The following is an 18,705-nucleotide window of genomic DNA, read 5'->3' as shown; positions in this document are numbered from 1 at the left end:
TTTAATAATTACTAATTCGCATAAACATGGCAAAAGAGAAATTTGACCGTAGTAAACCGCACTTAAACATTGGTACTATCGGTCACGTTGACCACGGTAAAACAACTACAACTGCAGCTATCACTAAAGTATTAGCGGATGCAGGTTTATCAGAAGCTCGTTCATTTGATTCAATTGACTCTGCTCCTGAAGAAAAAGAGCGTGGTATCACGATTAATACAGCGCACGTTGAGTACTCAACAGCTAATCGTCACTATGCACACGTTGACTGTCCAGGTCACGCCGATTACGTTAAGAACATGGTAACTGGTGCTGCTCAAATGGACGGTGCTATCATCGTTGTTGCTGCAACTGATGGTCCTATGCCTCAAACTCGTGAGCACATCCTATTGGCTCGTCAAGTAGGTGTACCAGCGTTAGTAGTATTCTTAAACAAAGTTGACTTAGTAGATGATCCTGAGTTATTAGAGCTTGTAGAAATGGAAGTACGTGAGTTATTATCATTCTACGAATTCCCAGGTGATGATATTCCAGTAATCAAAGGTTCTGCTTTAGGTGCATTGAATGGTGAGCCTGAGTGGGTTGCTAAAGTAATGGAATTAATGGATGCTGTAGATAACTACATTCCAATTCCTCCACGTTTGACTGACTTACCTTTCTTGATGCCTATCGAGGACGTATTCTCAATCACAGGTCGTGGTACAGTAGCTACAGGTCGTATCGAAAGAGGTGTAATCAACTCTGGTGATCCAGTTGAGATCTTAGGTATGGGTGCTGAAGATTTGAAATCAACAGTAACTGGTGTTGAGATGTTCCGTAAAATCTTAGATTACGGTGAAGCAGGTGATAACGTTGGTTTATTATTACGTGGTATCGAGAAAACTGATATCAAACGTGGTATGGTTATCGTTAAACCAGGTTCAGTAACTCCACACGATCACTTCAAAGCTGAGGTTTACGTATTATCAAAAGCTGAAGGAGGACGTCACACTCCATTCTTTAACAAATACCGTCCTCAATTCTATTTCCGTACAACTGACGTAACAGGTGAAATCATGTTACCAGAAGGTACTGAGATGGTTATGCCAGGTGATAATGTTACGATCACTGTTAAATTGATCGCTCCTATCGCTATGGAAAAAGGTCTACGTTTCGCTATCCGTGAGGGTGGACGTACAGTAGGTGCTGGTCAGGTAACTGAAATCATTTAATCTTTGTAGATTATTAAAATAAGAAATAAGCTAATTGGCTGATGCTGATTAGCTTATTTTTTTCAAATAGAAAATAGTTCTTTAAAGCATAAAAAAATCGAAAAAATATTTGGTCTAATGCTATTAGAACACTATATTTGCATCACAAAATAAGAAATACACGGGCATAGTTTAAAGGTAGAACGAAGGTCTCCAAAACCTTTGGTCTGGGTTCGAGTCCTGGTGCCCGTGCTAAGTAACTTAAATAAATAATCAAACAATGGCTAAAGTACTTGATTTTTTTAAAGAGTCGTATCAAGAGGTAACAGAGAAGGTTACTTGGCCTACTTGGTCTCAATTGCAAAATCATGCAGTTGTAGTACTTGTAGCTTCGTTGATCATAGCTTTATTAGTATTATTAATGGACAAAGCTTCAAGCAACATTTTGGAGTTGTTGTACGGTACTAAATAAGGTTTTATCTAGAAAGATATTATGGCTGATCAAAGTTTAAAGTGGTACGTAGTACGTGCTGTAAGTGGTAAAGAGAAGAAAGTAAAACAATACGTAGAGGCGGAAGTTAATAGATTGGGTATTCAACATTTAGTGCCTCAAGTATTAATTCCAATGGAAAAGTATTATCAAATGCGTGACGGTAAGAAAGTCGCAAAAGAGCGTAATTACTATCCTGGATATGTATTGATTGAAGCTGCTCTAGATGGGGAGATTGAACACGCTATCAAAAATTTGAACAGTGTAATAGGTTTCTTAGGCGATAAAGCTGGTGTAGCAATTCCTTTGCGTCCTTCTGAAGTAAATAGAATCTTAGGTAAAGTAGATGAAATGGCTGAACAAGGCGAATCTATCAATGTTACTTACTATGTTGGCGAGTCTGTAAAAGTTACTGACGGTCCTTTCAACGGGTTTACTGGTGAGATTGAGGAAGTTCACGAGGATAAGAAAAAATTAACTGTAATGGTTAAAGTTTTTGGACGTAAGACTCCACTTGAATTAAATTACATGCAAGTAGAAAAAGAGTAAATATTATTTTTTAAAATATGCTTAAGGCTTCTTATTAGGATAAGAAGCCTTTTTTTGTTTTTTTGTAGCTTTAATAGCTATTGTCTATATTTATAAAACCTGAATTATCTACCATGTCCAATTTAAATACTAGACTGTTGTCTATAGATATCATGCGAGGAATTACCTTATTTCTAATGCTATTTGTCAATGACCTATATATTAAAGGGGTTCCAAAGTGGCTTTTGCATACGGAAGCGCATGAAGATGGCATGGGTTTGTCTGATTGGGTTTTTCCAGGTTTTCTATTTATGGTGGGTGTTTCAATACCATTTGCAATTGCTAATCGTCAAAGGATAGGAGATAGTTTGTATGCCATTATTGGGCATATATTATTCCGGTCGGCCAGTCTTATTGTTATAAGTTTGTTGATTTTTAATAAAGGAAAATTATATGAGGAATATGTAGGTATAAGTAAATTTGTATGGGCAATAATACTATATTCTGCTATATTTATGGTGTGGAATAATTACCCTAAAAAAGTTGAAAGGGATATATTGTTTAAAGCTCTGCAGGTTATAGGAGTGTTATTGCTGCTATTTTTGACCATTACTTTTCGATCAGGTGTGGAAGGAGAGATAGGTTGGTTAGTGAGAGGCTGGTGGGGAATTCTAGGCTTAATAGGTTGGGGGTATTTAGTAGGAGCGTTGAGTGCTTTATGGTGTAAAGATAATATACTCAAATGTGGAATTTTATGTTTATTCTTTTTGGGTTTAAATATCTTTTATAGTTCCAATATGTTGGATTTTCTGATGTTTCTTAATCCAGTATTCAATGTCGTATTAGAAGGTAATATCCCATTTATAGTATTGACTGGCGTATTGATTGGTATGCTTATTCGGCAGTATAAAAATGTTCCTTCCATATTGATTAGAAATGTATTGTTATTGGCTGTTGTTAGCTTAGTGTTAGGTTTTTTTCTACGTAATTGGTTTATAATTTCAAAAATATACGCCACCCCCAGTTGGGGTTTGATATGTAATGGTATTAGCCTTCTTTTATTTGCTTTAATTTATTATATAGTAGATATTCGAAAATTAAGTAATGGTCTTGGTATCTTTTTGCAAGCAGGTCAAAATTCCCTAACTACCTATATTATTCCTGATGTGGTTTACTTAATAATATGGACATATAGTTCTCCAGTTTTCTTTTATAAGTATGTTGGTAACCCTATTTGGTGCATTGTAGGTTCTTTAGTATGGGCGTATGCTATGCTTTGGTTAGCAATCCTCTTGAAAAGAATTTATGTTCAGTTGAAATTGTAAAATCGTAAATGCTTTTATAAAAATATTTCTTTCATACTATTTTGGGATTCAAATATTCTTATTATCTTTGCACCTCGTTTAGTTGTGAAAACTAATGTTTTAACGCTATTCGATATAAATGTTACAAGTATTGCTTCCAACTTACTAACAAACATTTAACAAATTAAATTCAAAACAAAATGGCAAAAGAAGTCAGTGCGTTAGTAAAATTACAAGTAAAGGGCGGTGCAGCAAATCCATCACCTCCAGTAGGACCTGCTTTGGGTGCTAAGGGTGTGAATATCATGGATTTCTGTAAGCAGTTCAATGCTCGTACGCAAGACAAACCAGGTCAAGTATTACCAGTAGTGATTACTGTTTATGCTGACAAGTCATTTGATTTTATCATCAAAACTCCACCGGTGGCAGTTCAGTTGAAAGACGCTGCTAAATTAAAAAGTGGGTCAGGTGAGCCAAATCGTAAAAAAGTTGCTGCTATTACTTGGGAGCAAGTGGAGACGATTGCAAAAGACAAAATGACTGACTTAAATGCTTTTACTGTAGAATCTGCAATGAGCATGGTAGCTGGTACAGCGCGTAGTATGGGTATCACTGTTACAGGTGACGCTCCTTGGAAAAATTAATTAACGAAATCAGTTTAAGAAAGTGGCTAGATTAACAAAAAATCAAAAAGCGGCACTATCCAAAATTGAAGCTGGTAAAGCGTATACTTTGGCTGAAGCTTCTGCTTTAGTGAAAGAAATTACTACAACAAAATTTGATGCTTCAGTGGATATCGACGTACGTTTGGGCGTAGATCCACGTAAAGCGAATCAAATGGTTCGTGGTATTGCGACGTTACCTCACGGGACTGGTAAGACTGTTCGCGTTTTAGCATTAGTTACTCCTGATAAGGAAGAAGAAGCTAAAGCTGCAGGTGCAGATTATGTAGGTCTTGATGAGTACATCAGCAAAATTGAAGGTGGTTGGACTGACGTTGACATTATCATCACTATGCCTTCGGTAATGGCTAAAGTAGGTAAATTGGGGCGTATTTTAGGTCCAAGAAACTTAATGCCAAACCCTAAGACTGGTACAGTAACTACAGAAGTAGGTAAAGCTGTAACAGATGTAAAAGGCGGTAAGATCGATTTTAAAGTTGACAAAACAGGTATCATCCATACTTCGGTAGGAAAAGTGTCTTTCCCAGCAGAGAAGATTTACGAGAATGCATTAGAAGTATTGCAAGTAATCGCTAAATTAAAACCTTCAGCAGCTAAGGGAACATACTTCAAGAGTATCCATATCTCATCTACGATGAGCCCGGGTATTCATGTAGAAACTAAATCAGTAGCAGGTATTTAATCATGAGAAAAGAAGAAAAACAAGAAATTGTTCAAGCTTTAGCAGAGCAGATTAAATCTTACGGTAACTTCTATATTACTGACACTGCTGATTTAACTGTTGAAAAAATCAATGGAATCCGTCGTAAATGTTTCGATGCAGGTATTATCATGCAAGTGGCTAAAAACACTTTAATTGAGAAAGCTTTAATCGAAGCGGGTATCGAATCAGAAGAATTAGTAGGCGTATTGAAAGGTGCTTCTACATTATTATTCTCTGAGACAGGTAATGCTCCAGCGAAATTAATCAAAGAATTACGTAAAGCAGGTGACAAGCCCGTATTAAAAGCAGCATATATTCAAGAAACTGCTTTTGTGGGTGACGATCAATTAAATGCTTTAGTAACTCTTAAATCGAAAGAGGAACTTGTTGCAGATATTATTGCGGCTCTTCAATCACCAGCGAAAAACGTTATCTCTGCTCTTTCATCGGGCGGAAATACAATTTCAGGTGTGTTAAAGACTTTAGAACAAAGAGGTTAACGAACTCCTTATACATAAAGAAAAGTTCGTAGTTTTATTAACAATATTTTTAAAGAACATTCAAAAATCAAAATAAAATGGCAGATTTAAAACAACTTGCTGAACAGTTAGTTAACTTAACGGTAAAAGAAGTTAAAGAATTAGCTGATATCTTAAAAGACGAGTACGGTATCGAGCCTGCTGCTGCTGCTGTTGCAGTTGCTGCTGCTCCAGCTGAAGGTGGCGCTGCTGCTGCTGAAGAGAAAACATCATTTGACGTTATCTTGAAAGAAGCTGGTGGTCAAAAATTAGCTGTAGTTAAATTAGTAAAAGACTTAGCTGGTTTAGGATTGAAAGAAGCTAAAGATTTAGTTGACGGTGCTCCTAAAGAATTAAAAGCTGGTGTTTCTAAAGACGAAGCTGAAGCTTTGAAAAAACAATTAGAAGAAGCTGGTGCTGTAGTTGAAATTAAATAATTTCAAATACCACCAAAACGAGATTAGACTCTGATAATTTATCAGAGTCTATTCCCGTTTTAATATAATATTAGTCTTTTCATACGTGTGCTGGCGTATGAATAATCACACAAACAGCAAAATTAAGTTCAGTTTTTTTAAACTAAAATCTTATTCCCTTGGCAAACAATAATATTCAAAACGAAAGAGTAAACTTTGCTACAAGTAAGAAGGTAATTGATTATCCGGATTTCTTGGACGTGCAATTGGAGTCTTTCAGGGAGTTTTTTCAATTAGAAACTACTTCTGATAATCGCCATCAGGAAGGGTTGTACAAGGTTTTCGCGGAAAACTTCCCTATTTCTGATTCAAGAAACATATTCGTGCTAGAGTTTTTGGATTACTTTATTGATCCTCCTCGCTATGATATTCAAGAATGTATTGAGCGTGGCTTAACGTATAGCGTGCCTTTGAAAGCAAAATTGAAGTTGTCTTGTAATGACGAAGAACACGAAGATTTCGAAACTATCGTACAAGATGTTTACTTAGGTACAATTCCATACATGACACCAAAAGGTACTTTCGTTATCAATGGTGCAGAGCGTGTAATCGTATCTCAGCTACACCGTTCTCCTGGTGTTTTCTTTGGTCAGAGTAGACACACAAATGGTACAAAACTTTATTCAGCAAGGGTAATTCCTTTTAAAGGATCTTGGATTGAATTCGCTACTGACGTGAATAACGTTATGTATGCGTATATCGATCGTAAGAAGAAATTCCCAGTTACTACTTTATTGCGTGCTATCGGTTACGATTCGGATAAGGATATCTTAGAATTGTTCGATTTAGCTGACGAAGTAAAAGTTAGTAAAACGGGTCTTAAAAAATACGTTGGCCGTCGTTTAGCGGCAAGGGTATTAAATAAATGGACAGAAGATTTCGTAGATGAGGATACTGGTGAAGTTGTATCTATCGATCGTAACGAAATCATCTTTGAACGTGAAACTGTACTAGAAGAAGATCACATTGATTTGATCATCGAGGCTGGTGTTAAGTCTATTATCTTAGCAAAAGAAGATGAGGCAAACAATGCAGATTATTCAATTATATATAACACTTTACAAAAGGATACTTCTAACTCAGAGAAGGAAGCGGTAGAACATATCTATCGTCAATTACGTAATGCTGAACCACCTGATGAGGAAACTGCACGTGGTATCATCGATCGTTTATTCTTCTCAGACAAACGTTATGATTTAGGTGATGTTGGTCGTTACCGTATCAATCGTAAGTTGAAGTTAGATACTGATCCTGAAACTAAAGTCTTGACTCGTCAAGATATCATCGCTATTGTGAAGTATTTGATCAACTTGATCAATTCTAAAGCTGAAGTGGATGATATTGACCACTTGTCAAATCGTCGTGTACGTACTGTTGGTGAGCAATTGTACGCACAGTTCGGTGTTGGTTTGGCTCGTATGGCACGTACTATACGTGAGCGTATGAACATTCGTGACAACGAAGTATTTACACCTACTGATTTGATCAATGCTCGTACATTGTCTTCGGTAATTAATTCGTTCTTCGGTACGAATCAGCTTTCTCAGTTCATGGACCAAACAAACCCATTAGCTGAGATTACGCACAAACGTCGTCTATCAGCATTAGGTCCTGGTGGTCTTTCACGTGAGCGTGCTGGTTTCGAGGTTCGTGACGTTCACTATACGCACTACGGTCGTTTGTGTACTATCGAGACTCCAGAGGGACCAAATATTGGTTTGATTTCATCATTATCTGTTCATGCTAAGATTAACAACTTAGGTTTTATCGAAACTCCTTATCGTAAAGTAAGAGACGGTAAAGTAGTAGTGGATGAGCCTGTGGTATATTTATCAGCTGAAGATGAGGATGGTAAAACAATAGCACAAGCGAATGCTTATTATGACGATAAAGGTAACTTTGAGGATCCAAAAGTAAAAGCAAGATACGAAGGTGACTTCCCAATTATCGAACCTGAGAAATTGGATTACATGGACGTTGCTCCTAACCAAATTACATCAATCGCGGCTTCATTGATTCCATTCTTAGAGCATGATGATGCTAACCGTGCGTTGATGGGATCGAACATGCAGCGTCAAGCTGTACCATTGTTGCGTCCTCAAGCTCCTATTGTAGGTACAGGATTAGAGGGTCGTGTGGCCTCAGATTCTCGAACATTGATCAATGCTGAAGGAAATGGTGTTGTTGAATACGTTGATGCGGAAGAAATCAAAATTCGTTACGAGCGTACTGATGATGATCGTTTAGTTAATTTTGACGATGATATCAAAACATATAAATTAATCAAGTTCAAGAAAACCAACCAAAATACTTGTATCAACTTAAAGCCAATCGTTAAGAAGGGTCAAAAAGTGACTAAAGGTCAAGTGTTGTGTGAAGGTTATGCAACTGAAAATGGTGAGTTAGCATTAGGTCGTAACTTAAAAGTAGCCTTCATGCCTTGGCAAGGATATAACTTTGAGGATGCGATTGTAATTTCTGAGAGGGTAGTATCTCAAGATATTTTCACTTCACTTCATATCGAAGAGTTTGAATTGGAAGTACGTGATACAAAACGTGGAGAAGAGGAATTAACGGCTGATATCCCTAACGTTTCTGAAGAGGCTACTAAAGACTTAGATGAAAACGGTATTATCCGTGTAGGTGCAGAGGTTGGCGAAGGTGATATCTTGATTGGTAAAATTACGCCAAAAGGAGAATCAGATCCTTCACCAGAAGAGAAATTATTACGCGCGATCTTTGGTGACAAAGCTGGTGACGTAAAAGATGCTTCTTTAAAAACTCCTCCTTCAATCAAAGGTGTAGTGATTGATACTAAATTATTCTCTCGTGCGAAGAAAATGTCTAAAGAAGTTGAAAGAAAAGCTTTAGAGAAATTAGAAGTAGCTCATGAGAAAAACTTAAGAGTATTAAAGGAGCGTTTGGTAGAAAAATTATTCACTATCGTGAATGGTAAAACAAGCCAAGGCGTTTATAATGTATACAAAGAGTTGTTAGTGGCTAAAGGTGCTAAATTCACTCAAAAAATCTTAACAGATTTAGACTATGCGAACATTAATCCGTTTGGATGGACTACTGACGAAGATAAAAATGAGTTGATTAAGTTGACACTTCACCACTACAATATCAAATTGAATGAAGAGTTAGGTGCTTTCAAACGTGATAAATTTGCAGTTTCTGTAGGTGATGAGCTTCCTTCTGGAATTGTTCAGATGGCTAAAGTTTATGTTGCTAAGAAGCGTAAGTTGAAAGTGGGTGATAAGATGGCTGGTCGTCACGGTAACAAGGGTATCGTAGCACGTATTGTTCGTGATGAAGATATGCCTTTCTTAGAAGACGGTACTCCAGTAGATATTGTATTGAACCCTCTAGGTGTACCTTCTCGTATGAACTTAGGTCAGATTTATGAGACAGTTCTTGGATGGGCTGGTCAAAAATTAGGCGTGAAGTTCGCTACTCCAATCTTCGATGGTGCTGAAATGGATCAAGTAGAAGAGTGGGTAGAGAAAGCAGGATTACCTAAATCAGGTCGTACATATTTGTACAACGGTTTGACTGGTGATCGTTTCGATCAACCAACTACTGTGGGTGTTATCTACATGTTGAAATTAGGTCACATGGTTGATGACAAAATGCACGCTCGTTCTATCGGACCTTACTCGTTGATTACACAACAACCATTGGGTGGTAAAGCTCAATTCGGTGGACAACGTTTTGGTGAGATGGAGGTTTGGGCGCTTGAGGCATTCGGTGCATCTAACATCTTACAAGAGATCTTAACTGTGAAATCGGATGATGTTGTAGGTCGTGCTAAAACTTACGAAGCTATCGTAAAAGGTAACAACTTACCAACTCCATCTGTCCCTGAATCATTCAATGTATTAGTACACGAGTTGCGTGGTTTAGGTTTAGATATCACATTAGATTAATCAAGTAAAATTCAAGCATAAGAGGTGTTGAGCCTCTTATGCTCTAACATACATCTTTAAGTTATACAACGTATGTCTTACAAAAAAGATAATAAAATTAAAAGTAACTTTACTTCAATCACGATTAGCTTAGCTTCTCCAGAAACTATTTTGGAGCGTTCAAGTGGTGAGGTTACTAAACCAGAAACGATTAACTATCGTACTTACAAACCAGAGCGTGACGGTTTATTCTGTGAGCGTATTTTCGGTCCTGTAAAGGATTACGAATGTCACTGTGGTAAATACAAACGTATCCGTTACAAAGGTATCGTATGTGATCGTTGTGGTGTTGAAGTTACGGAGAAAAAAGTACGTCGTGAGCGTATGGGACACATCGCATTAGTAGTTCCTGTTGCGCACATTTGGTACTTCCGTTCTCTTCCTAATAAAATTGGTTACTTATTAGGTCTTCCTACTAAGAAATTAGATATGATCATCTACTACGAGAGATACGTAGTTATCCAAGCGGGTATTAAAGAAGATGATGGTATTTCTTACATGGATTTCTTGACAGAAGAAGAGTATTTAGATATCTTAGATACTTTACCAAAAGAAAACCAATACTTAGACGATAACGATCCTCAAAAATTCGTTGCAAAAATGGGTGCTGAGGCGTTAGAAGAATTGTTAAAACGTATTGATTTAGATCAATTGTCATACGATTTGCGTCACCAAGCTGCTAATGAGACTTCTCAACAACGTAAAAATGAGGCTTTAAAGCGTCTTCACGTTGTGGAAGCTTTCCGTGGTTCTAGAGACCGTATCGAAAATCGTCCAGAATGGATGATCGTAAAAATCGTTCCTATTATTCCACCAGAGTTACGTCCATTAGTTCCTTTAGATGGTGGTCGTTTTGCTACTTCGGATTTGAATGACTTATACCGTCGTGTGATTATCCGTAACAACCGTTTGAAACGTTTGATCGAGATCAAAGCACCAGAGGTAATCTTACGTAACGAAAAACGTATGCTTCAAGAGGCTGTTGATTCGTTATTTGATAACTCACGTAAAGTTAACGCTGTGAAAACAGAAGGTAACCGTGCGTTGAAATCTTTATCTGATATTTTGAAGGGTAAACAAGGTCGTTTCCGTCAAAACTTATTAGGTAAACGTGTGGATTACTCTGCTCGTTCGGTAATTGTCGTAGGTCCTCACTTGAAATTGCACGAGTGTGGTCTTCCAAAAGATATGGCTGCAGAGCTTTACAAACCATTCATCATTCGTAAGATGATCGAACGTGGTGTTGTAAAAACTGTAAAATCGGCTAAGAAAATCGTGGATCGTAAAGATCCTATCGTATGGGATATCCTGGAGAATGTATTAAAAGGACACCCAGTGTTACTTAACCGTGCGCCTACGCTTCACCGTTTGGGTATTCAAGCTTTCCAACCTACATTAGTAGAAGGTAAAGCGATTCAATTACACCCATTAGTGTGTACAGCGTTCAACGCCGATTTTGATGGTGACCAGATGGCGGTTCACTTACCATTAGGTAATGCTGCAATTTTGGAAGCCCAAATCTTAATGTTGGCAGCACACAATATCCTTAACCCTGCAAACGGTTCTCCAGTTACAGTACCATCTCAAGATATGGTATTAGGTCTTTATTATATTACTAAAGGCCGTAAATCTGATGAAAATCGTAAGATGAAAGGGGAGGGAAGTACTTTCTATTCTCCAGAAGAGGTAATTATTGCCTTAAATGAAAAGCAAGTAGATCTTCACTCTTGGATTAAGGTAAGAGCAAAAGATTTGAACGAAAATGGCGAGTTGGTTCAAAAAATTATCGAAACTACTGTAGGTCGTGTAATTTTCAACCAAATTGTTCCTGAAGAAGTTGGTTTTATCAACGAAATCTTGACGAAAAAATCATTACGTAATGTAATCGGTGATATCGTGAAGAATACAGGTATGGCTCGTGCAGCTCAATTCTTGGATGATATGAAGGAATTAGGTTTCCAAACAGCATTCAAAGGAGGTCTATCGTTCAACTTACAAGACGTTCAAATTCCTGCGGCTAAAACTGAATTAATTGCTCAAGCTACTGCTGAGGTAGAAGATGTAATGAATAACTATAATATGGGTTTCATTACAAACAACGAGCGTTACAATCAAATTATCGATATTTGGACACGTATCAACAATAAGTTGACTGCACACGTGATGGATATTCTTTCGAATGATAATCAAGGTTTCAACTCTGTATATATGATGTTGGATTCAGGAGCGCGTGGTTCGAAAGAGCAGATTCGTCAGTTGGCAGGTATGCGTGGTTTGATGGCTAAGCCTCAAAAATCAGGTTCTTCTGGTGGTGAAATTATCGAAAACCCGATTTTGTCAAACTTCAAAGAAGGTCTTTCGGTATTAGAATACTTTATCTCTACTCACGGTGCGCGTAAGGGTCTTGCCGATACAGCCTTGAAAACGGCAGATGCTGGTTACTTGACTCGTCGTTTACATGACGTAGCACAAGACATGATCGTAGTTGATTTTGACTGTGGAGGTTTAAGAGGTATTTATACAACGGCATTAAAAGACAATGATGATATCGTTGAGCCATTATACGATCGTATCTTAGGTCGTACACCATTGAATGATGTGTACCATCCAGAGACTAACGAATTAATCGTAGCAGCAAACGATGATATCACTGAAGAAGTGGCTGAGGCTATCGATGCAGCAGGTATCGAAGGTTTAGAAATTCGCTCTGTATTGACGTGTGAGTCTAAACGCGGTGTATGTGCATGTTGTTACGGCCGTAACTTAGCTTCTGGTAAACGTGTTCAATTAGGTGAAGCTGTCGGTGTAATTGCAGCTCAATCAATTGGTGAGCCAGGTACTCAGTTAACACTTCGTACGTTCCACGTGGGTGGTACAGCTTCTAACATTGCTTCTGATTCAGCGATTATTGCTAAATACGAAGGTACAATCGAATTCGAAAACGTACGTACAGTAGAAAAGGAAGGTGAAGAAGGACCATACCAAATTGTATTAGGTCGTTCGGGTGAGATCAAAATCGTTAACAATGGTAAAGTTCTTTACCAACAAATTATCCCTTATGGATCGAATTTATTCGTGAAAGAAGGAGAGAAGGTTGAAAAAGGTGCAAAACTTGTTGATTGGGATCCATATAACGCGGTAATTATTTCTGAATTTGCTGGTAAGGTTGAATTTGATGCGATCATCGAAGGTGTTACTTTCCGTGAGGAGTCAGATGAGCAAACTGGTCACAAGGAGAAAGTAATTATCGAAACTCGTGATAAAACGAAAAACCCTACTATCAAAGTTCTTGATAACAAAGGTGAAGTAATTCGTTCATACAACATTCCTGTTGGAGCTCACGTTTCAGTATCAGATGGTCAGAAAGTAAAAGAAGGTGCTATCTTAGTTAAGATTCCTCGTTCTACAGGTAAGACACGAGATATTACAGGTGGTCTTCCTCGTGTAACGGAATTATTCGAAGCACGTAACCCTTCAAATCCAGCTGTTGTAACAGAGATTGATGGTGTAGTAACTTTAGGTGGTGTAAAACGTGGTAATCGTGAGGTTTCTATCGAATCTCGTGATGGTCAAATTAAAAAATACTTAGTTCCACTTTCGAAACACATCTTAGTACAGGATAATGACTTTATCAAAGCGGGTATGCCATTGTCAGATGGTCAGATAGCTCCTGGTGATATCTTGAATATCAAAGGTCCTGCTGCAGTACAAGAATATATCGTTAATGGTATTCAAGAGGTATACCGTCTTCAAGGTGTAAAAATTAACGACAAGCACTTCGAAACTATCGTTCACCAAATGATGCAAAAAGTTCACATCGAAGATCCAGGAGATACTCGTTTCTTAGAAAAAGAAGCAGTAAACAAATGGGATTTTATGGAGGAAAATGATTCATTATTTGATAAGAAAGTAGTTGTAGATGCTGGTGATTCAAACAAATTACGTCCAGGTCAGATTGTTACTTTACGTGCTTTGCGTGAAGAAAATTCTAACTTGAAACGTCAAGATTTGAAATTGGTTCAAGTTCGTGATGCTGTTCCTGCTACATCAAGTCCAATGCTACAAGGTATTACAAGAGCTTCGTTAGGTACTAAATCATTCATCTCAGCTGCTTCTTTCCAAGAAACTACTAAAGTATTGAATGAGGCAGCTATCGCAGGTAAACGTGATAACTTATTAGGATTGAAAGAAAACGTAATTGTTGGTCACTTGATTCCATCAGGTACTGGTTTACGTTCGTACAGCAATATTATTGTTGGTTCTCGTGAAGAGTATGATCAATTATTAGCTTCGAAAGAAGAAGATTAATCTTCTTCTCATGATAAATACGTAAGGCTTTCCAAATTTTGGAAAGCCTTACGTATTTTATATCTAAATCGCAATTATTTAGCCCATTCAAGTAATTTGCTGCATCGTTCTACCAACCAATTATCATTATAAGAATTTGTTGGTTCCAAAAATAATTTAGACCCCAAACCAACGGAATAGACACCAGCATTTTTCCAAGATTTAATGCTTTCTTCTGTAATATCTACTCCTCCTGTCGGCATAAATTTTAAATTGGGAAATAAGGGTTTTATTGATTTTAAAAAACTGGTACCTAATGTTTCGCCAGGAAATAGCTTTACTAATTTCACTCCCAGTTCTTCTGCTAAAGCGATTTCTGTAGGTGTCATACATCCGGGTATCCATTCTAAACCATATTCTTTCGCTAAAGACGCAATTTCTGATTTTATAATTGGACTTACAAGGAATTCTGCTCCTGCATCTACAAATTCTTTTGCTTGTTGAATTGTTTTAATTGTTCCGATACCTAGTTTAAGATCGATAAAATGTTCATTCTTGTATGTCAATAAAGCTTTAAAATTTTCTAAAGCTTTATCTCCGCGATTCACAAATTCAAATACTCGAATTCCACCTTGGTAACAATGTGTTAATGTATCTATACATTCGTCTACATCGTCCTTATAATATACTGGTATGATGGGAAATTCTTTTATAGTTTCAATTACATTCATATTTTATATCTTACCATTTCCAAAATCACCTTCTACAAATAGTTTTTCAAAACCTGCCGAAGTCGCTGTCTCAATAATTTCTTGTGGAGATAAGTTTCTTATTATTGCATAAATTAAGCCTCCCATAAAAGCATCTCCACTTCCAATACGGTCTACGACTTTAAAAGTTTCTTTTGTTTCTGAAAACACATTCAAATTAGGAGTATGATATGTTCCATAAAATAGATTATGGTGAGAGGTATCCATGAATCGGAATGTGTTTGCAATATGCTTTGCTTTTGGAAATTTAGCCATAAGCTCAATGGCAACTTTATTTGCATACTGTACATATTCTTCTTTCGCAGTATTTCGGTCTAAAGAAAGTTCAATACTAGTGCCTAACATTTTATGAGCTGCCCAAATATTACCCATTATTATATCAGCATATCGAACTAATTTGGGCATGATTTCAATAGGTTTTTTTCCATATTGCCATAATTTACTTCTGTAATTTAAATCTACAGAAATTGTAATATTTCTTTTCAACGCTTCATCTAAAGCGAGTTCTGTCAATTCTGCTAAATTTTCACTTAATGCTGGTGTTATCGCACTAAAATGTAACCACTCAATTCCATCATAGATACTATCCCAATCTGTACTTTTCACAGTTAAATGACTAAAAGAAGAATATTTTCGATCATAAATAACTTCTCCATTTGTCAACCCATTCGCTGATAGTAAATAATATGTTCCTATGCGATCACCCGCATGTAATATTTTAGAAATATTAACTTGATTTTCTACTATAATATTTTCTATTTCTTCGGTAAGTTGATTTTTTGGTAATACAGTAAAATATGATGTGGGTACACCTAGCTTAGCAAGAGTAACAGCTACATTTGCTTCAGAACCTCCAGGATAAATTTTTACCTTATTATCGTTAGCAGTAAAAAGTGAATTAGCGGACGATTGTAAACGGATTAATAACTCCCCAAAACATAGCACTCTATTATTAGGTTTATTCATAATATGCTCTCATAATTATCCAAAATACGAATACTTTGTAAAATAATCTAAATCGGGTAAGTCTAATTCTGCGAAATCGTTATCGTAAAAAAATGCTTTTAATTGTTTTTTATTATACATGGATATTAGCACCTTTATGATAATTATAAACCACATTACCTCACATCTTTCGTTCACGATCACAACTTTTTAAACAAAAAGTATTGAGGATAGTATTAGTAGATTAAAATTTAATGACACAAAAAAGATTAGAACAATGCTGGCGGTGGTATGGCCCAGATGATCCAGTAAGTCTGTCGGATGTAAAGCAAGCTGGAGCTACAGGTATCGTTTCAGCACTACACTATATACCTCATGGTGAAATCTGGCCGATAGCAGATATTTTGAAAAGAAAGAACCAAATTGAATCCGCAGGCTTGGTATGGTCTGTCGTAGAATCAGTCCCAGTACACGAAGCTATAAAAACGAAATCCAATAATGCTATAAACTATATTGAGAATTACAAACAAACACTTCGAAATTTGGCTGAATGTGGAATTTTTACTGTTTGCTATAATTTCATGCCTGTGCTTGATTGGACACGTACTAATCTTGAATATCAAATGCAAGATGGATCTAAGGCATTGTATTTTAATTGGGCTGACTTAGCATTATTTGATATCCATATTCTGAAGAGAATGGATGCGCATAATGATTATTCTGATATTGTGCTTAGGGAAGTGGAGAATAAAATTGTAAATCTTTCAGAAGCTGATAAAGATGTCTTAATCAAGAATATTTTAATGGGAATCCCTTCGGAAAAGGATATTTCAATACAAGACTTAATCAATAGTATTGATATCTATAAAGATATAGGCGCTGAAGGTTTGAAAAATAACTTAATCTGGTTTTTGAATGAAATAGCAAATACTTGTGAAGAAGTTGGGGTCAGAATGGCTATACATCCAGATGATCCTCCATTTCCAATACTTGGATTACCAAGAATTGTTTCTCATCAGGAGAATTACAGAACTATTTTAGAAGCTGTTGATAAGTCATTTAACGGTTTTTGCTTTTGCACAGGATCTTTAGGTGCAAATTCTAATAATGATTTACTATCCATTTTTGAATTAATTAAAGAGCGGGTTTATTTTACTCACTTGCGAAATGTAAGGAAAGATGACGTAGGTAATTTTTACGAATCTGATCATTTGAATGGGGATGTAGATATGTATAGTGTGATGCGTGTAATTTTGGAAGAAAACCAAAAAAGAGATATAGCTATTCCATTTCGACCAGATCATGGCCATCAAATGTTAGATGATTTAAAAAAAGTAACCAATCCGGGATATTCAGCCATTGGGAGATTAAGGGGACTCGCTGAATTGAGAGGATTAGAATTGGGAATCTTGGGTAGATAAACTAATATTATACAACAACCAAATTATAAATTTTGAATTATGGGGAATATTGGAAAGTACAGGTGGACAATATGTGTCTTGCTATTTTTTGCAACAACAATAAACTATTTGGACAGACAAGTATTAAGTCTATTGCACCCTACTCTTGAAGAGGAATTTGGATGGAGCAAATCGGATTACGCCAATATTACTGCAGCTTTTCAATTCTCATATGCAATTGCAATGTTATTTGCTGGTCGTTTTATAGATAGACTAGGAACAAAAAAGGGATTTGCATGGGCAATTATTATTTGGTCTATTGCAGCTATATTACATGCGTACGCTGTTCAAATTGGTGAATTTTCTGTAACAGTATTAGGTGTTTTGGGCATCACAGGACTTTCTGTGTCAGTTGTTGGTTTTATGGTATCGCGAATTCTTTTGGGATTTGGAGAGTCTGGAAATTTTCCTGCAGCTATCAAAACTACAGCTGAATACTTTCCGAAAAAAGAGCGAGCCTTAGCAACTGGTATCTTTAATTCAGGTACTAATGTAGGAGCTATTTTAGCTCCTTTGACTGTTCCTTGGATGGCAATGAAATGGGGATGGCAGTCAACTTTTTGGCTTGTAGGTGTAGTAGGTTTTCTTTGGCTAATTTTTTGGTTTATATTCTATGACAAACCTTCCAAGCAAAGGAGAATGTCCCTAGCAGAGTTGGAATACATTAATAGTGATACAGTTATTCAAACTGAAGATGATTGTGGGAAAGAGATAAAACCTACAATTTCATGGTACAAATTATTAAGTTTTAGACAAACTTGGGCATTTGCCATCGGGAAGTTTATGACAGATGGCGTATGGTGGTTTTTTCTATTTTGGCTTCCATCATTCCTAAAAGATCAATATGCTATGACAGGAACCCAAATTATGCTTCCTTTAACTGTATTGTATAGTATGACTATGTTTGGAAGTATTGGAGGAGGGTGGTTTCCAATGTATTATATCAATAAGGGTTATAATGCCTATGATGGTAGAATGAAAGCTATGATGATTATCGCTTTATTTCCTTTGGTAGTATTATTAGCACAGCCTTTTGGAGAGGTTTCGTTCTGGGTACCAGTCCTCTTAATTGGCATTGGAGCGTCTGCACACCAAGCTTGGTCCGCCAATATTTTTACCACTGTGTCCGACATGTTCCCAAAAACGACAGTTGCGTCAGTCACCGGAATAGGAGGAATGGCTGGAGGAATGGGAGGTGTGGTTATGTCGAAGTTAGGAGGATATTTATTTGATAAATATGAAGCCTTAGGTAACATTGACACTGGGTATACAATTATGTTCAGTATATGTGCTGTATCCTATATTCTGGCTTGGTTTATTATGAAAGCTCTAGTTCCTAAGATGAAAGTTGTTGATGTATATTAGTAATCACATAATATTATA

At 36.7% G+C, this 18,705-nt stretch carries 14 protein-coding genes and 1 tRNA gene; 13 read left to right on the top strand and 2 right to left on the bottom strand.

What is annotated here, in order from left to right; all coding sequences use genetic code 11:
* The first annotated feature begins 26 nt into the window (after window positions 1-26).
* The 11 genes from tuf to rpoC all read left to right on the top strand — a co-directional run bounded on the left by tuf (window position 27) and on the right by rpoC (window position 14,168).
* The gene (gene tuf / locus GOQ17_RS02245; protein WP_159634172.1) at window positions 27-1,211 is read left to right on the top strand and encodes an elongation factor Tu; all 1,185 of its coding nucleotides are present in this window, start codon (window positions 27-29) and stop codon (window positions 1,209-1,211) included.
* Between the two features lie 160 nt (window positions 1,212-1,371).
* Window positions 1,372-1,442: transfer RNA gene (locus tag GOQ17_RS02240), tRNA-Trp, on the top strand.
* A gap of 28 nt (window positions 1,443-1,470) precedes the next feature.
* Window positions 1,471-1,662 (top strand): preprotein translocase subunit SecE, encoded by a 192-nt coding sequence (gene secE, locus GOQ17_RS02235; RefSeq protein ID WP_159634170.1) that lies wholly within the window; start codon window positions 1,471-1,473, stop codon window positions 1,660-1,662.
* A 21-nt stretch (window positions 1,663-1,683) separates the two neighbouring features.
* The gene (nusG, locus tag GOQ17_RS02230; protein ID WP_159634167.1) at window positions 1,684-2,229 is read left to right on the top strand and encodes a transcription termination/antitermination protein NusG; all 546 of its coding nucleotides are present in this window, start codon (window positions 1,684-1,686) and stop codon (window positions 2,227-2,229) included.
* A 113-nt stretch (window positions 2,230-2,342) separates the two neighbouring features.
* The gene (locus tag GOQ17_RS02225; protein ID WP_159634164.1) at window positions 2,343-3,533 is read left to right on the top strand and encodes a DUF5009 domain-containing protein; all 1,191 of its coding nucleotides are present in this window, start codon (window positions 2,343-2,345) and stop codon (window positions 3,531-3,533) included.
* A gap of 179 nt (window positions 3,534-3,712) precedes the next feature.
* Entirely contained in the window at window positions 3,713-4,156 is a 444-nt protein-coding gene (gene rplK / locus GOQ17_RS02220) for a 50S ribosomal protein L11 (protein WP_159634161.1), read from the top strand.
* 22 nt (window positions 4,157-4,178) lie between these two features.
* Window positions 4,179-4,877, top strand: a complete 699-nt coding sequence (gene rplA, locus GOQ17_RS02215; RefSeq protein WP_159634158.1) for a 50S ribosomal protein L1 — start codon at window positions 4,179-4,181, stop codon at window positions 4,875-4,877.
* A gap of 2 nt (window positions 4,878-4,879) precedes the next feature.
* Complete coding sequence (gene rplJ, locus GOQ17_RS02210) at window positions 4,880-5,398, top strand: 50S ribosomal protein L10 (protein WP_159634155.1); 519 nt, start codon at window positions 4,880-4,882, stop codon at window positions 5,396-5,398.
* A 77-nt stretch (window positions 5,399-5,475) separates the two neighbouring features.
* The gene (gene rplL / locus GOQ17_RS02205) at window positions 5,476-5,853 is read left to right on the top strand and encodes a 50S ribosomal protein L7/L12 (protein WP_002992785.1); all 378 of its coding nucleotides are present in this window, start codon (window positions 5,476-5,478) and stop codon (window positions 5,851-5,853) included.
* 158 nt (window positions 5,854-6,011) lie between these two features.
* Window positions 6,012-9,821, top strand: a complete 3,810-nt coding sequence (rpoB, locus tag GOQ17_RS02200; protein WP_159634152.1) for a DNA-directed RNA polymerase subunit beta — start codon at window positions 6,012-6,014, stop codon at window positions 9,819-9,821.
* A 72-nt stretch (window positions 9,822-9,893) separates the two neighbouring features.
* The gene (gene rpoC / locus GOQ17_RS02195; protein WP_159634149.1) at window positions 9,894-14,168 is read left to right on the top strand and encodes a DNA-directed RNA polymerase subunit beta'; all 4,275 of its coding nucleotides are present in this window, start codon (window positions 9,894-9,896) and stop codon (window positions 14,166-14,168) included.
* A 74-nt stretch (window positions 14,169-14,242) separates the two neighbouring features.
* Here the strand turns inward: rpoC and GOQ17_RS02190 are convergent, their stop codons facing one another.
* Both GOQ17_RS02190 and GOQ17_RS02185 read right to left on the bottom strand, forming a co-directional pair.
* On the bottom strand, window positions 14,243-14,878 hold the full coding sequence (locus GOQ17_RS02190; RefSeq protein WP_159634146.1) for a bifunctional 4-hydroxy-2-oxoglutarate aldolase/2-dehydro-3-deoxy-phosphogluconate aldolase: 636 nt from the start codon (window positions 14,876-14,878) through the stop codon (window positions 14,243-14,245).
* A gap of 3 nt (window positions 14,879-14,881) precedes the next feature.
* Complete coding sequence (locus GOQ17_RS02185; RefSeq protein ID WP_159634143.1) at window positions 14,882-15,883, bottom strand: sugar kinase; 1,002 nt, start codon at window positions 15,881-15,883, stop codon at window positions 14,882-14,884.
* 233 nt (window positions 15,884-16,116) lie between these two features.
* Between GOQ17_RS02185 and uxuA the strand changes: the two genes are divergently transcribed.
* Window positions 16,117-17,283 (top strand): mannonate dehydratase, encoded by a 1,167-nt coding sequence (gene uxuA, locus GOQ17_RS02180; RefSeq protein ID WP_159634140.1) that lies wholly within the window; start codon window positions 16,117-16,119, stop codon window positions 17,281-17,283.
* A 39-nt stretch (window positions 17,284-17,322) separates the two neighbouring features.
* A complete protein-coding gene (locus GOQ17_RS02175) occupies window positions 17,323-18,687 on the top strand; it encodes an MFS transporter (RefSeq protein ID WP_201288485.1) in 1,365 nt (454 codons plus the stop codon).
* The last annotated feature ends 18 nt before the right edge of the window (window positions 18,688-18,705 follow it).

This window comes from Sphingobacterium composti, from assembly GCF_009829075.1.
Classification (GTDB): domain Bacteria; phylum Bacteroidota; class Bacteroidia; order Sphingobacteriales; family Sphingobacteriaceae; genus Sphingobacterium; species Sphingobacterium composti.
The sequence above is the reverse complement of the archived record's forward strand: the minus strand, read 5'-3'. Positions and strand labels throughout refer to the sequence as shown.

Coding starts and splice junctions, on each gene's coding strand:
- tuf (WP_159634172.1), top strand. CDS start 27: ATGGCAAAAGAGAAATTTGACCGTAGTAAACCGCACTTAAACATTGGT.
- secE (WP_159634170.1), top strand. CDS start 1,471: ATGGCTAAAGTACTTGATTTTTTTAAAGAGTCGTATCAAGAGGTAACA.
- nusG (WP_159634167.1), top strand. CDS start 1,684: ATGGCTGATCAAAGTTTAAAGTGGTACGTAGTACGTGCTGTAAGTGGT.
- GOQ17_RS02225 (WP_159634164.1), top strand. CDS start 2,343: ATGTCCAATTTAAATACTAGACTGTTGTCTATAGATATCATGCGAGGA.
- rplK (WP_159634161.1), top strand. CDS start 3,713: ATGGCAAAAGAAGTCAGTGCGTTAGTAAAATTACAAGTAAAGGGCGGT.
- rplJ (WP_159634155.1), top strand. CDS start 4,880: ATGAGAAAAGAAGAAAAACAAGAAATTGTTCAAGCTTTAGCAGAGCAG.
- rplL (WP_002992785.1), top strand. CDS start 5,476: ATGGCAGATTTAAAACAACTTGCTGAACAGTTAGTTAACTTAACGGTA.
- rpoC (WP_159634149.1), top strand. CDS start 9,894: ATGTCTTACAAAAAAGATAATAAAATTAAAAGTAACTTTACTTCAATC.
- GOQ17_RS02190 (WP_159634146.1), bottom strand. CDS start 14,878: ATGAATGTAATTGAAACTATAAAAGAATTTCCCATCATACCAGTATAT.
- GOQ17_RS02185 (WP_159634143.1), bottom strand. CDS start 15,883: ATGAATAAACCTAATAATAGAGTGCTATGTTTTGGGGAGTTATTAATC.
- uxuA (WP_159634140.1), top strand. CDS start 16,117: ATGACACAAAAAAGATTAGAACAATGCTGGCGGTGGTATGGCCCAGAT.
- GOQ17_RS02175 (WP_201288485.1), top strand. CDS start 17,323: ATGGGGAATATTGGAAAGTACAGGTGGACAATATGTGTCTTGCTATTT.